Here is a 13,885-nt window from a genome sequence, read left to right on the forward strand (position 1 = left end):
TCGCCGCAGCGTCGCCGATGCTTCCGGCGTCGGCGGCGGTCGCCTCCTCGCGGACGACAAAAACTCTGGCGTCAGCCCTCCGCCGCCGAATTCCCAAACGGTCTCTGCGCCAGACGGCCGAAACCCGGTGATTTCTCCCTGCCATGAAGAGTCTTGCCCATGGCTCCCTCCGCTGGGACGAGGACCATGTCGCGCCATCACATGCTGGGGCCAAACACCTAGCGAGATCGACGCAACATGTCTGCGCCACGAAGATTTCTGCGAAGGAGGGGCGGGCATTTGGAGGGCTCGGGCGGGCAGGCCTCGGCAGCCACATCAAGCGGTCGAAGAAGCCCGCGATCAAGCACGCTGCTGCTAATCGGGCGCAGCCGCGCGGATCGTGTCGATCACCGCGCGCTGGGCCGGCGCCATCTGCCGCTGCTGGGGGTAACACAGATAATAGCCCGGAAAGGGGACCGACCAGTCCGTCAGGAGCGGGACGAGATCGCCCCGGGCGAAGGCGTCGACCACGGACTCTTCCTTGAGAAAGGCGATGCCGACGCCGGCCAGCGCCGCGTCGACCATTACCGCGCGGCTGCTGGTGATCTGCGGGGCGGGTGATGCGATGGAGCAGCCGGATTCCCAGCCGTTCCTCCAGCCCGCGGATCAGCTGGCTCAGCGCCGGAGGATACCCCCAGCTGCTCGGCCGCCCGGCTGAAACTCCGCTGTTCGGCCACGGCCGCAAAGGCGCGCAAGGCACCGAACTCCCAAAACTCGACTGATGTGCCAAGTGCAAGCATCGACGACATTCGTGCCCTCTATCATCGTTTATATCAGCCCCAGAACATGATGATCGTCGTCGTTGGCAATATTGATGCAGGCGCGGTCACGACGTTAATAGAGAAGCGATTCGGCGACTGGAAGCAGGCGGTACTGCTCAAGGGGATCGCGCTTTCGACCCTGCTCGGGGTGGGCTCGGAGCTGACCGTTTCCGGCGATAGCGATCTGGTCCGGGCGATCCGGCAGTCGACGCAGCAGAATGTCGCGCAGGGGGTAGCGGAACCGCTTCCTCGCTTGAACAGATACTCAGGCGCCAAGACGGTTTAGTCGCGGGGCAATTGGAGAGGGGCTTGGGCGGTCTCCAAGCAGTCCCCTCGGCTTTTCCGCACACGTGCCAATCCTAATGCCCGTCGTGCGCGCTGAGCTGGGATACCGTCGCAGGCTGAACTCTACACTGGCGGTCAGGTCAATATATCCGTTATGCCGGATATATGGAAAACGAATCAGCCATCGCTGCGCTGGGTGCCCTTGCCCAAGGAACACGCCTCGATGTGTTTCGCCTGCTGGTGCGGCACGAGCCAAACGGCATGGCGGCGGGGGAGATCGCGCGCCAGCTGGACGTGCCGCAGAACACCATGTCGGCGCATCTCGGCATCCTCGCGCGCGCTGGCCTTGTCCGCTCCGAGCGGCAAAGCCGTTCGATCATCTACCGTGCCGACCTGGCGGGCCTGCGCGCGCTGACGCTGTTCCTCGTCAAGGATTGCTGTGCGGGTAGCGCCGAGTTGTGCGCGCCCCTCGTCGCCGAACTCGCTCCCTGCTGCTGAAAGGACGCGCCATGGCCGTCGACATCATCATCTACCACAACCCCGAATGCGGCACGTCGCGCAACGCACTCGCCATGATCCGCAATGCCGGCATCGAGCCGCATGTCGTCGAGTATCTGAAGACCCCGCCTTCGCGGGCGATGCTCGTCGACCTGATCGCCCGCGCCGGGATGCGCCCACGCGACCTGCTGCGCGAGAAGGGCACCCCCTATGCCGAGCTGGGCCTAGGCGAACCGTCGCTGTCCGACGATGCGCTGCTCGACGCCATGATGGCGCACTCCATCCTCATCAACCGCCCCCTGGTCGTCTCGCCGCTGGGGGTGAAGCTGTGCCGGCCCTCCGAAGTGGTGCTCGACCTGTTGCCTGCCGGGCAGCGTGGTGCGTTCGCCAAGGAGGATGGCGAGCAGGTGGTCGATGCCGCCGGCGAACGGGTGCGCTGACGCGATGTCGACGGTCTCCCCTACGCTGGACGCAGCCCCTGCGCGTCCCGGTATCGGCACCTTCGAGCGCTATCTGACGCTGTTGGTGCTGCTCTGCATCGCCGCCGGCATCGGCCTCGGGCAGTTGCTGCCGGGCGTCTTCGCATCGATCGTGGCGGCCGAGGTCGCGCGCGTCAATCTGATCGTCGCCATGCTGATCTGGCTGATGATCATCCCCATGCTGCTCAAGATCGACTTCGGCGCGCTTGGCTCGGTGCGGCAGCACTGGAAAGGCGTCGGCGTCACGCTGTTCATCAACTGGGCGGTGAAGCCCTTCTCGATGGCGGCGCTGGGCACATTATTCATCGGCTGGCTGTTCGCGCCGCTGCTGCCTGCCGGAGAAGGGCCTTCCTATATCGCGGGCCTGATCCTGCTCGCGGCGGCGCCCTGCACGGCGATGGTGTTCGTGTGGTCTAACCTTTGCGAGGGGGAGCCGACCTATACGCTGTCGCAGGTCGCGCTCAACGACGTGCTGATGGTGTTTCTTTTCGCGCCGCTGGTCGGGCTGCTGCTCGGCGTGGCGTCGGTGACGGTGCCATGGGACACGCTGCTGATCTCGGTGCTGCTCTACATCGTCGTGCCGGTGATCGCCGCCCAGCTCGTCCGCCGCGCCGTGTTGGCGCGCGGCGGGCAGGCAGCGCTCGATCGGCTGCTCGCGCGCCTTGGTCCCGTGTCGCTGGTCGCGCTGCTGGCGACGCTGGTCCTGCTGTTCGGCTTCCAGGGCGAGGCGATCGTCGCGCAGCCGCTGGTGATCGCGCTCCTGGCGGTGCCGATCCTCATCCAGGTCTATCTGAACGCCGGCCTCGCCTACTGGCTGTCCCGCAGGTTTGGCGTGGCCTGGTGCGTTGCGGCGCCCGCGGCGCTGATCGGGGCGTCCAACTTCTTCGAACTGGCGGTAGCCGCCGCCATCTCGCTGTTCGGGCTCAAGTCCGGCGCGGCGCTGGCGACGGTCGTTGGCGTGCTGGTGGAGGTCCCGGTGATGCTCTCGGTCGTCTCGATCGTGAAGGCCTCGCGGGGCTGGTATGAACGGGGAACTGCTGCCTGATGCCGCTACGCATGCTGGAAGATCCGGACACGCTGCCGGCACTTGATGCCGCCTATGTCCGTTCGCGGCCGGCATTGGGCCTGGGGCCGCTCGATCCCGCGCCCCGTATCCTGTTGCTCTACGGTTCGCTGCGCGAGCGCTCCTTCTCGCGCCTTGCTGTCGAAGAAGCGGCCCGCCTGCTTCGCCTATTCGGCGCGGAGACGCGCATCTTCGACCCCTCCACCTTGCCGCTCCCCGATCAGGTGCCCGGCGACGACCACCCGGCGGTTCACGAGCTGCGTGAACTGGCGCTGTGGTCGGAGGGGCAGGTCTGGTGCAGTCCCGAGCGGCACGGCCAGATCACCGGCATCATGAAGGCGCAGATCGACCATCTGCCGCTGGAAATGAGAGGCATGCGCCCGACGCAGGGGCGGGCGCTGGCCGTCATGCAGGTGTCGGGCGGCTCGCAGTCGTTCAACGCGGTCAACACACTGCGCCTGCTCGGCCGTTGGATGCGGATGTTCACCATCCCCAACCAGTCTTCGATCGCGATGGCCTACAAGGAATTCGACGAGGCGGGGCGAATGAAGCCGTCGAGCTATTACGACCGGATCGTGGACGTGATGGAGGAGCTGGTCCGCTTCACCGTCCTGCTCCGCCCGCACGCGCCGCAGCTCGTCGATCGCTATTCGGAACGAAAGCAGGCGGGCGTCGCCATCGATCCGGCCGCTGATCTGTCGAGCATTGCCATCGCGCCACTGGGGGAGCGGGCGTGAGCGCTGTGTCCGTGCGACCTGCCACGGTAGCTGATGCCGCCGACGAACACGCCATCTATGGCCCGTCGTCGAGCATAAGGTGATTTTATTCGAAGAGGTGCCGTCGTCGATCGACGAGATGGCTGCCCGTGTCGAAGCTATGTCCACGGCGTGCGGGTGTGCGGACGCAGATCGTAACGAGCTCGTAGCCGACTATGCCCTTGCTAAAAAGATACGTTTTCATTTCATTCTGCGATTTATGATACGAAAACGTTTCAATCTGCTTGAAATGCGCCGGGTATCGCCGCTGCCTTGGGTGTGGCGATCTCTCCGGCGGCCGCGCTCGAATTCGTACGCCGGCTGGTGTTGGCCGTGATCACCGGCAATGGCGATATGCACCTCAAGAACTGGTCGCTACTCTATCCCGGAGACGGCAACCTTGCCGCGCTGGCACCAGTCTACGACGTGCTGTCGACCGTCCCCTATCTTCCCGCGGACACTCTGGCGCTGTCGCTCGGTGGCGAACGTTCGTTCATGGCGCTGACGGCAGATCGCTGGAAGGTCTTTGCCAATCGCGCGCGCCTCCCCGAACCGGGAGTTCTCGACGCCGTGGTGGAGACGGTGGCTCGCGTCCATGCGCACTGGTGGAAGTTGCCGGAGCGTGAGGTTGTTCCGTTGAACGTCCTTGAGCGCATCGATGCGCATGTCAGGGCGATGACCCCGATCCTCGAGGGATGCGGCAAGCGCTGATCCACTTCGCCGGCATGCGACGCGATCTCGCGGCCAGCTCCGCTTAGAAATCACTCTGCGGGAACATGCAGGAGCGACGCTGAATGACTGACCGGACCTGCCCAAAAGCGTACTGCGACTCGCGCCCAGAAGTACCAATTGGGTTATGGCGAAGTTCGAAGAGCGCGGATCAAGTCAGCCTGATCGGGGCGAAGGGAATCCAACGGATTAGAATACGCCATCCGGAATAAATACTTACCGCATTGCAGCAAAAATTGAGCTTCAGCGGTCGGGCCTTATACCCTTCTTCGTACATCGGATTCGAAGCATGAACGCGAGCAGGTGGGGCGATGCCTGGCGTCATCATTCGGTTGGCGACCAGATTGTCGGTGTGCGGCTGAACTTCGCTATTCCATCTCCGATCGCATCTGTCCGGCCCGGCTATTGGATATCGCCATGGCGCCGAATAAACAGCAGGTATGCGGGGACTGAACATTGCTGTTGCCGGCTGTGGGCCATGCGGATTGGCGGTCGCGCTGTTGCTTGACCGCAGTGGCCATCAGGTCACCCTGTTCGAGCGATTCGAGACGCCAAAGCCCCTTGGCTCCGGGCTGATGTTGCAGCCGACGGGAATGGCAGTTCTCGGCAAACTCGGCTTGCTGGATGCCGCTTTGGCACGCGGCGCGCGGGTAGATCGGTTGTTCGGCAAAGCGGGCAAGCGGGTGGTCCTTGACGTGCAATATGCGGCGCTGGGTCGTCCCGGCACTTTTGGTATCGGCATCCACCGCGCCAGCCTGTTCGCGATCCTGCACGAGGCCGTTTTACGATCGGGAATACCGATCCATTCCGGCCGCGCTCTGGCTGGCAGTGTGCTGGTGGGGGAAAAGCGCGCGCTGTGCTTTGCCGATGGTCAGACGAGTGTCCCGTTTGATCTTGTCGTCGACGCGCTGGGGACGCGGACGCCGTTGGCGCCGCCCACTGGCCGAGCACTGCGGTATGGAGCGCTATGGGCCAGCCTCGACTGGCCTTCGGGGGCGACCTTTGATCCGCATAGCCTGGCGCAGCGCTATGCGCGGGCGAGCAAAATGGCAGGCGTTCTTCCGATCGGCGTGCCACCGGGCGCGACGACGCCAAAGGCGGCTTTTTTCTGGTCGCTCAGGGTGGACCGACTGGAGGCATGGCGGGCGGCTGGATTGGCGACATGGAAGGCCGAGGTAACCGCACTCTGGCCCGAATGTGCCACGCTGCTCGACCAAATCACCGACCCGCACCAGCTGACGTTCGCCCGCTATGCGCATCGAACCCTGGCCTCGCCAGCGGAGCCGGCGTTGGCGCATATCGGCGACGCCTGGCACTCCGCCAGCCCCCAGCTCGGGCAAGGCGCGAACATGGCATTACTGGACGCGTGGGCACTCGCGCAGGGGCTCAGCCAAGCGGGCGACATTGATGAAGGTGTGCGGCAGGGTATCCGCCTGCGTCGTCGCCACGTCCTGACGTATCAATGGCTCACCGCGTTGTTCACGCCCGTCTATCAGTCCGACAGCCGATTGCTCCCCCTGGTCCGGGACCGTGTGGTAGGTCCGCTGGCGAAATTATGGCCAGTCACGGCGATCCAAGCATCCATGGTTAGTGGATTGGTTGGCAATCCGTTGAAGTCGCTGGGGCTGTGTGATGATGACCTTAATGCCATCGTACCCTTGGCAGGTGCGCCTTAATCCCCCCGATCTATCGGTGGCGACTGCCGGTGGAGGCCGGCGCTTTCGATCAACTCGCGCCGTTCGGGTTCGGTGGCAAAGATGTCGGCTCCCGCCGGAACCGACCATTGGGACGCGTAGCGCTTGAGACGCAGGATCTGGATCAAGTGGTTGCTGTCCCGATGGGCGCCTCCGGGAGGGGCTGAAGAACTTCCAATACGCTCTCGTCGTCTTCGCTTGGAAGGCGTACCCTTAGTTGATTGTCGAGGGCCAGCATGACCAAGCCATGAACAAAGGTCCAACATCCCATGGCATGCGCGGCTCTGTTGCTGGGTGTCGTCGCCAGCGAATCGTTGCGCAAGACGACATTGTTTACCGGACCTATATGTTCGCAATTTTTATAACGGAGAAGTATCCGGCGTCCAAGCTCTATACGATCATTACCGGCGCGACGCGAACCCAGTTCCGGGCGCGCTTTTCCTCTCCCGTCGAGAATACGCGCTTCTCCGTGATGACCGGATACAAGCCGGCGGCGCACCATTCCGCCTAGACAACCGCCGGACGTCCGGTTTCGACAGAGGCGCGCGATCCGCTCCGACCCGCTCATTGGCGCATATCAACAATAGTTGGCGGGCAGGCCGATCCGACGCTTCAGCTGGTCCCTCGATGCTCGCAAGGCGACCCCCGCCGCATCGTCATCGAGCGTGCGTGCCAATGTCATCGCGCCCACCATTTCGGCCAGGACGGAGGCTGCCAGGGACTCGGGCTCAGGCGACCCGAACGCCGCCAGGCTCTTTGCCAACGCGGCGCGAAACGCATGGATGCCGTCCGAGAAGCGTTGCCGCGCCGCGGCGGGCATCCGGCTTGCTTCGCCCCCGAGGCTCGGGAGCGGGCAGCCCCGATCGGTGCGCGCCCGCGTCTTTTCCGAAAGATAATAGTCGATGAGCTCGGACAGGCCCTTGGCCGCCTCGTTCCCGGCGAGATGGCGCTTCAGCACGAAATCGCTGTCTTGAAACATCCTGTCGACGGCATGTGCCACCAGATCGTCGCGATTCTCGAAATGGGCGTAGAAGCCGCCATGCGTCAGGCCCGCGCGCTTCATCAGCGCGGCAACGCCGATTCCGTCCGCGCCCTTTTCGCGCATGGCCTTCGCCGCCTCATCGAGGATGCGCGCGCGGGTGCGCGCCTTGGGGGTCATTGCTTCGCTCATCAGCTCCTCGTTTGCCATCCTCCGCCCAATGCACGAGCGGCCGCGACGGATGCGCGGGCGGCCTCCGCGCGCGCAGCGGCGAGGCGGTCGGTCGCCTCCAGCAGTGCGCGGTCCGCATCGAGCACGTCGACCAGCGACAGCGCACCGCCCGCATAGCCCTGCCGCGCCTGGTCGCGGGAGCGGGTAAGCGATGTGACCTGTTCTTCGCGCAAGGTGATTTCGGTTCGTGTTTCGGCAAGGCGGACGATGGCGGTTTCCACCTCTTCGCTGGCCCTTAGCACCGCGCCGCGAAACTGCGCCAGTGCCTCCGCCTCCTGGCCGCGGGCCTGCGCCACCTCGGCATCGACGCGGCCGAAGTCGAACAAGCGCCACCGCAGCCCCGCCCCGCCGCTCGCCTGCAGCCCGGTGCCGGTGAACAGGCCGCCGGTGCCGATGCTGGCGAAGCCGAGAAGGCCGTTCAGCGCGAGGTGCGGGTAATAATCGGCGAGCGCCACCCCGATCCGCGCATTGCTGGCGGCGAGGCGGCGTTCGGCGGCGACGAGATCGGGTCGGCGGCGCATGAGCTCGCTTGGGATGGCGCTGCCGCTGGGATTTGGTGCATCGGGTACCGGCTGCGCGGTCGCCAGATGCAGCGGGTCCGATCCCGCTTGGCGTCCGGTCAGCACGTCGAGGCGGTGGATCTGGCCGGCGATTGCGGCGCGGAGCGGCGCGAGGCTGGCCTCGATGCCGGCGCTTTCGCCCAGCACGCGGTGCTGTTCGCGCTCAGCGACCAGCCCCTGGTCGGCCTGCTGGCGGACCAGCGCGGCGAGCTTCCGCTCGGTCTCCAGCTGCTGTGCGACGACGGCGTACCGCGCTTGCAGCCCGCGGAGCTGGAGATAGGCGTCGGCCGTTTCCGACGCGATGCTCAGCCGCACCCCGTTGGCGCTTGCAGCGGCGGCGGCAAAATCGGCGCGGGCCGCCTCGCGCCCGCGTCGCAGACCCCCGAACAGGTCAAGCTCCCAGGATGCCTGCGGTCCGACCGTGTAGAGCGAATAGTCGCGCGGCAGATCCAGGCGGTTCGCCACCGCGCCGACAGGGGTGCGCAACGACTGGCGGGTGCGCTCGCCCGATGCGGCGAGATCGATCTGGGGCAGGAGGGCCGCGCCGCTCGCACCCGCGACCGCGCGGGCCTGATCGACCCGTGCGGCGGCGGCGGCGACGTCGAGATTCTGCGCCAGCGCCGTTTCCACCAGCGTATCGAGGACCGGATCGCCGAAGCGACGCCACCACTGCGCGTCGGACTCGGCGATGGGCAGTGGTGCGTGATAGGTGGCGGACAGCGCAATCTCGGGGCGGGCATAGTCCCGGCCGGCGGCGCAGCCGCACAGCGTGGCGAGGGCGAGCAGGGCGGGGGCAAGGCGCATGGCGCGGACTCCTCAGTGCGCCGCGTCGGGCGGCGGCGTGGCGGCGTTGGCGGGCGGGCGGCAGAAGGGCACCATCACCAGCGCGGCGATGAACATCCAGGCAAGCAGCCGGAATACGTCGTCGAACGCGATCGTCAGTGCCTCGCGGCCCACCAACTGGGCGAACAGGCCCTGCGCCATTGCGGCGGCTTCGCGCGGATCGGGGGCGATCTGGCCGAGACGGCGCGCGATCGTCGCCACGGCGTCGGTCGCGGCGCCGGGGTGCGTGCCGAGCGCCTCGCCCAGGCGCGTCGAGGCGATGCGGGCATGGTCGCGCAGCAGCGTGTTGACGACGGCGATGCCGATCGCCCCGCCCAGGTTGCGCATCAGGTTGAACAGGCCCGAGGCATAGCGCAGCTCCGTCGGCGGGAAACCGGCCAGCGCCATGTTCACGCTGGGGACGATGCACAGCATCAGCGCCAGCCCGCGTATCGCCTGGGGGACGAAGAACTCCCAGAAGCCCCAGGCGCTCGTCATGCCGGAGGTGAGCCACAGGCTCCAGGCGAACAGCGACAGCCCGACGGTGATCATCCAGCGCATGTCGACCCGCTGGCTCAGATAGGCGCTGATGACGACGCTGAGCAGCTGGGTAACCCCCACCACGAACACCGTGGTGCCGATCTGGAGCGCCTCATAGCCGCGGATCCGGGCGAGATAGACCGGTACCAGATAGATGGCCGAATACATGCCGATGCCGATCACGAAGTTGAAAGTGCAGGCAAAGGCGAAGGTCGGGCGGCGGAAGGGTTGTAGGCGCACCAGCGGGTTGGTCGAGCGGAACGAGCGTTCGAGGAACAGCGCGAACGCCACCGCCGAGCACCACGCCGCCACGGCGATCCCCGGATCGCCGAACCAGTCGTTTCGTGGGCCTTCCTCCAGCACATATTCGAGCCCGGCCAGGAACACTGCCATCGCGATGAAATGGCTCCAGTCGATCCGCGCGAACATCGACGGCGTCGCGCGGTCGATGCGCAGGATCTGCGAAGCGAGCAGCGTCACGATCACGCCGGGCAGGATGTTGATGAAGAACAGCCAGCGCCAGTCGAGCGCCTGGGTAATCGCGCCGCCTGCGCTCGGCCCGAGCGTCGGGGCCAGTACGCTGACTGTGCCGAGGATCGCCGGGATCAGCGCGCGCTGCTTGCCCGAGAAAATGGTGAAGCCGACGGCGAAGACCAACGGCACCATCGCGCCGCCGGTGAATCCCTGCAGCGCGCGGAAGGCGATCATCGATTCCATGTTCCACGACAGCCCGCACATCAGGCTCGAGAAGGTGAACATGCCGGCCGAGAGCACGAACAGCCACCGTGTCGACATCGCGCCCGCAAGATAGCCGGACAGCGGAATCATCACGAGTTCGGCCATCAGATAGGCGGTCTGCACCCAGCTGACTTCATCCGGACCGGCGGCGAGCCCCGCCTGCACATCGCTGAGGGACGCGGAAACGATCTGGATGTCGAACAGCGCCATGAATTGGCCGAACGCCATTACGCCGAAGATCAGGAACTTGCGCACGGTCGGCATGGCCGACGGGTTGGCCGACCAGTCCTGACCCAATGCCTGCAACCACCCGGCCAACCCGCTTCCTTTCGAACCAGCAATTTCGGACTCGACATATGATGACTGTCATATAATATGATGCACGTCATATAGACAAGGCATTTCTGCAAGGAGGCGCCCAGTGAGCGCGGAACCGATCGGGGAACAGGTGGTGGAACTGCGACGACCGGTCGACGCGAGCGGGCCGGCGGAAACGTCGTCGGTGCCGACCGCACCGCCGCGACGCCGCCGGCCCGCTCGGCGCGCGATCTTCGTATCGACGCTGGCACTGGCGGTTGCGGGCGGCGGCGCGCTGTGGATCACGGCGCGGCCCTCCGTCGAGGCGACCGACGACGCCTATGTCGCGGCCGATTCGACCACCGTTGCGCCCAAGGTCCGCGGGCTGGTCGGCGCGGTGTATGTGCGCGACAATCAGGTCGTGCATGCCGGCGACCCGCTGGTACGGATCGACCCCGAGGAGTTCGATGCCAAGGCGGCGAGCGCCCGCGCTGACCTGGCCGATGCCGATGCCAACATCGCTTCGGCACGCGCCGCGCTCGCCAGCCTCGATGCGGAGGAGCGGCTCGCTGCCGCGCAGGTGGCCGCCGCGCGTACGACCATTCGTTCGACCGCCGCCGAGGCGGCGCGCGCCGAAGCCGATGGCCGCCGCTATGATGCGCTGGTCGCGACCGGGGCGGTCGCCACCCGCGATGCCGAGACCTACCGCACCAAAGCTATCGGGGGTGCCCAGGAAGCTGCGAAGGCGCAGGCGTTGCTCGCCGTGTCGCAGCAGCAGGCGGCGGTCACGGCGGCACGGCGCCCCGGCCTGATGGCCGCGCTCGAACAGGCCCAGGCCGCGCGACTGCGCGCCGTCGCCGCGCTCGATCTCGCCCGGCAGGATCAGGGGCATGCGCTGATCCGCGCGGCGGTGGACGGCGTGGTGGGCAACCGGCAGGTACGGGTCGGGGACTATGTCCAGCCCGGCTCGCGGCTGCTGACGCTGGTGCCGATGCACGCGCTCTACGTCACCGCGAACTTCAAGGAGACGCAGACCCGCGACATGCGCGTGGGCCAGCGCGCGACCATCCGCGTCGATGCGCTCGACCATCCGCTGACCGGCCGCGTCGAGAGCTTCGCGCCGGGCACCGGCGCCAGCTTCTCGCTGCTGCCGTTCGAACCCGGCACCGGCAATTTCACCAAGATCGTCCAGCGCGTGCCGGTGCGCATCCGCTTCGATCCCGGCCAGGCCATCGACCAGGCGCTGCGCCCCGGCCTCTCCGTCACCGCCAAGGTGCGGCTGTCCCACTGACCCCCCCCATCAAGGAGAATGGCAATGTCCCAAGGAACTGCGCTCATCACCGGCGCCTCGACCGGCATCGGCGCGATCTATGCCGATCGCCTTGCCCATCGCGGCTATGACCTCATCCTCGTCGCGCGCGACGTCGCGCGGCTCGACGCTCTCGCCACCCGGCTGCGCGCGGATGCTGGCGTCCGCGTCGACGTGCTGCCTGCCGACCTGAGCGACCGCGCCCAGCTGGCCCAGGTGGAGGCACGCATCGCCGATGACGAGACGCTGACCCTGCTCGTCAACAATGCCGGCATTTCGCTGGAGGGCACGCTGATCGACACGCCGGTGGCGACGATCGAGCAGCTGATCGCGATCAACGTCACCGCGCCGACGCTGCTGGCCGGGGCCGCGGTGCGCGCGTTCGCGCCGCGCGGAAAGGGCGGGATCATCAACCTGTCGTCGGTGCTGGCGCTCGCGCCCGAGATGTTCGACAGCACCTATAGCGCCACCAAGGCTTTCCTGCTCAACCTTACGCAGGGCCTCGCCAAGGAAGTCGGCGACAAGGGCATACGCGTCCAGGCGGTGCTGCCGGGTGCGACCCGCACCGAGATCTGGGCGCGCTCGGGCAAGGACGTCGATGCCTTTCCGGCTGAATGGGTGATGGACGCGGGCGACCTGGTCGACGCCGCGCTGGTCGGTTTCGACCGGGGTGAGACGGTCACCATCCCGCCGCTGGCGGACGAGGGCAGGTGGCAGGCGATGCAGGAGGCGCGGCTTGCGATGGCGTCCGAGCTCTCCCGCCGCGAGGTGGCACCGCGCTATCGCGTCGCTGCGGAGACCGTAGCGGCCTGAGACCAGGGATCGCAGCGGCCGGTTTGCGAACCTTACTGGCCGGCCGCTGCCAGTCTTTCAGAAATGGATGATGGAGTGAAGGCAATGGCGCGGAATATCGTGATCTGCGAGCCGGTCCGCACGGCGATCGGCACCTATGGAGGTTCGTTGAAGGACGTGCCGGCGACCGACCTCGGCGCTGCGGTCGTCCGCGAGACGCTGCGCCGCACGGGGATCGATCCGGCGCGCGTCGGGGCGGTCGTGCTTGGGAACGTCATCCAGGCCGGCAACCGCATGAACCCGGCCCGTCAGGCGGCGATCGGCGGCGGCCTGCCGGTCGCCGTCCCGGCGCTGACCGTCAACCGGGTGTGCGGATCGGGGGCGCAGGCCATTGTTTCCGCGGCGGACGACATCCTGCTCGGTCGTCACGCCTTCGCGATCGCCGGCGGGATGGAGAATATGGACCGCGCGCCCTATCTGATGGACGGCGGTCGCTGGGGCTACCGGATGGGCCCGGCGGAGATCCACGACGCGATGCTGCGCGACGGTCTGGTTGACGCCTTTTCGGGCGAGCATTCGGGCTGGCATACCGAGGACCTGGCGCGCGAGGCGAAGATCGACCGCGAGGCGCAGGACGCCTGGGCGGCCCGTTCGCAGGCGCGATTCGCTGCCGCACAGGAAGCGGGGTATTTTGACGCCGAGCTCGTTGCCGTGGAGGTCGCCGGCCGGAAGGGCGTCACGCATTTCGATCGCGACGAGGCGCCGCGACCTGCGACGACGATCGAGGCGCTCGCGCGGCTGAAGCCCGCCTTCCGGCCCGACGGCACGATCACCGCGGGCAACGCGCCCGGCCTGAACAGCGGCGCGGCGGCGATGCTGGTTGCCGATCGGGCGGCGGCCGAGGCTTCCGGGCTGGCGCCGATCGGCCGCCTGGTCGCGCATGGCCTGTGCGCGATCGAGCCGGCGCGCTTCGGCATGGCGCCGGTGCCGGCGGTCGAGCAGGCGCTGGAGCGGGCGGGCTGGGCGCTGGGCGATGTCGAGCGCGTCGAGATCAACGAGGCCTTTGCCGTGGTGCCGCTGGCGGTCGCGCAGGGGCTCGGGCTGCCGCTCGACATCGTCAATGTCGAGGGCGGGGCAATCGCGCACGGCCACCCGATCGGCGCCACCGGCGCGGTGCTGGTCACGCGCCTGCTGCATGCGATGCGGCGCGACGGCGTGCGGCGCGGCATCGTGACGCTGTGCATCGGCGGCGGTCAGGGCATCGCTCTGGCCTTGGAATCCGTCGAGTGACAATCGCCACTGCGCTCCGCATGG

The 13,885-nt window shown here is 67.0% G+C and carries 15 protein-coding genes and 2 pseudogenes; 12 read left to right on the plus strand and 5 right to left on the minus strand.

The window, feature by feature from the left end:
- Positions 1 to 354: 354 nt before the first annotated feature.
- Together A7X12_RS25825 and A7X12_RS26735 are read right to left on the minus strand one after the other, a co-directional pair.
- Positions 355 to 606 carry a LysR substrate-binding domain-containing protein gene (locus A7X12_RS25825; protein WP_198161857.1) on the minus strand — a complete coding sequence of 84 codons (252 nt, stop codon included), beginning with the start codon at positions 604 to 606 and terminating at the stop codon, positions 355 to 357.
- On the minus strand, positions 564 to 788 hold the full coding sequence (locus A7X12_RS26735) for a helix-turn-helix domain-containing protein (RefSeq protein ID WP_198161848.1): 225 nt from the start codon (positions 786 to 788) through the stop codon (positions 564 to 566). Before A7X12_RS26735 ends, A7X12_RS25825 begins: the two co-directional genes overlap by 43 nt.
- Here A7X12_RS26735 and A7X12_RS26740 point away from each other — a divergent pair.
- The 9 genes and pseudogenes from A7X12_RS26740 to A7X12_RS25375 all read left to right on the plus strand — a co-directional run.
- A pseudogene (locus A7X12_RS26740) lies at positions 763 to 894 on the plus strand (insulinase family protein); the annotation flags it as partial. The gene A7X12_RS26735 and the pseudogene A7X12_RS26740 overlap by 26 nt on opposite strands.
- 18 nt (positions 895 to 912) lie before the next feature.
- Positions 913 to 1,029: pseudogene (locus tag A7X12_RS26745) on the plus strand (TrbI/VirB10 family protein); the annotation flags it as partial.
- Positions 1,030 to 1,250: 221 nt separating this feature from the next.
- A complete protein-coding gene (locus A7X12_RS03350; protein WP_064310211.1) occupies positions 1,251 to 1,583 on the plus strand; it encodes an ArsR/SmtB family transcription factor in 333 nt (110 codons plus the stop codon).
- Positions 1,584 to 1,594: 11 nt separating this feature from the next.
- Positions 1,595 to 2,023, plus strand: a complete 429-nt coding sequence (gene arsC, locus A7X12_RS03355) for an arsenate reductase (glutaredoxin) (RefSeq protein ID WP_064310212.1) — start codon at positions 1,595 to 1,597, stop codon at positions 2,021 to 2,023.
- A 4-nt stretch (positions 2,024 to 2,027) separates the two neighbouring features.
- Positions 2,028 to 3,107 carry an ACR3 family arsenite efflux transporter gene (gene arsB / locus A7X12_RS03360; RefSeq protein ID WP_064310280.1) on the plus strand — a complete coding sequence of 360 codons (1,080 nt, stop codon included), beginning with the start codon at positions 2,028 to 2,030 and terminating at the stop codon, positions 3,105 to 3,107.
- Positions 3,107 to 3,862, plus strand: coding sequence for an arsenical resistance protein ArsH (arsH, locus tag A7X12_RS03365; protein WP_064310213.1), 756 nt, complete (start codon positions 3,107 to 3,109; stop codon positions 3,860 to 3,862). Before arsB ends, arsH begins: the two co-directional genes overlap by 1 nt.
- A gap of 297 nt (positions 3,863 to 4,159) precedes the next feature.
- Positions 4,160 to 4,591 (plus strand): HipA domain-containing protein, encoded by a 432-nt coding sequence (locus A7X12_RS03370; protein WP_232318333.1) that lies wholly within the window; start codon positions 4,160 to 4,162, stop codon positions 4,589 to 4,591.
- 458 nt (positions 4,592 to 5,049) lie between these two features.
- A complete protein-coding gene (locus tag A7X12_RS03375; RefSeq protein WP_064310214.1) occupies positions 5,050 to 6,285 on the plus strand; it encodes an FAD-dependent oxidoreductase in 1,236 nt (411 codons plus the stop codon).
- 235 nt (positions 6,286 to 6,520) lie between these two features.
- A complete protein-coding gene (locus A7X12_RS25375) occupies positions 6,521 to 6,814 on the plus strand; it encodes a hypothetical protein (protein WP_232318325.1) in 294 nt (97 codons plus the stop codon).
- Positions 6,815 to 6,880: 66 nt separating this feature from the next.
- Here A7X12_RS25375 and A7X12_RS03380 read toward each other — a convergent pair whose 3' ends face one another.
- The 3 genes from A7X12_RS03380 to A7X12_RS03390 are packed head-to-tail and all read right to left on the minus strand — an operon-like array spanning position 6,881 to position 10,491.
- Entirely contained in the window at positions 6,881 to 7,474 is a 594-nt protein-coding gene (locus tag A7X12_RS03380) for a TetR/AcrR family transcriptional regulator (RefSeq protein WP_064310281.1), read from the minus strand.
- A complete protein-coding gene (locus tag A7X12_RS03385) occupies positions 7,474 to 8,877 on the minus strand; it encodes an efflux transporter outer membrane subunit (RefSeq protein ID WP_064310215.1) in 1,404 nt (467 codons plus the stop codon). Before A7X12_RS03385 ends, A7X12_RS03380 begins: the two co-directional genes overlap by 1 nt.
- 12 nt (positions 8,878 to 8,889) lie before the next feature.
- Complete coding sequence (locus tag A7X12_RS03390; protein WP_232318327.1) at positions 8,890 to 10,491, minus strand: DHA2 family efflux MFS transporter permease subunit; 1,602 nt, start codon at positions 10,489 to 10,491, stop codon at positions 8,890 to 8,892.
- A gap of 103 nt (positions 10,492 to 10,594) precedes the next feature.
- Between A7X12_RS03390 and A7X12_RS03395 the strand changes: the two genes are divergently transcribed.
- The 3 genes from A7X12_RS03395 (at position 10,595) to A7X12_RS03405 (ending at position 13,861) form a co-directional block, all read left to right on the plus strand.
- Positions 10,595 to 11,761 carry an HlyD family secretion protein gene (locus A7X12_RS03395; protein WP_232318329.1) on the plus strand — a complete coding sequence of 389 codons (1,167 nt, stop codon included), beginning with the start codon at positions 10,595 to 10,597 and terminating at the stop codon, positions 11,759 to 11,761.
- Positions 11,762 to 11,785: 24 nt separating this feature from the next.
- Complete coding sequence (locus A7X12_RS03400; protein WP_084445017.1) at positions 11,786 to 12,592, plus strand: SDR family NAD(P)-dependent oxidoreductase; 807 nt, start codon at positions 11,786 to 11,788, stop codon at positions 12,590 to 12,592.
- Positions 12,593 to 12,676: 84 nt separating this feature from the next.
- Positions 12,677 to 13,861 (plus strand): thiolase family protein, encoded by a 1,185-nt coding sequence (locus A7X12_RS03405; protein ID WP_064310218.1) that lies wholly within the window; start codon positions 12,677 to 12,679, stop codon positions 13,859 to 13,861.
- The last annotated feature ends 24 nt before the right edge of the window (positions 13,862 to 13,885 follow it).

This window comes from Sphingomonas sp. TDK1 (assembly GCF_001650735.1).
Taxonomy (GTDB): Bacteria; Pseudomonadota; Alphaproteobacteria; order Sphingomonadales; family Sphingomonadaceae; genus Sphingomonas.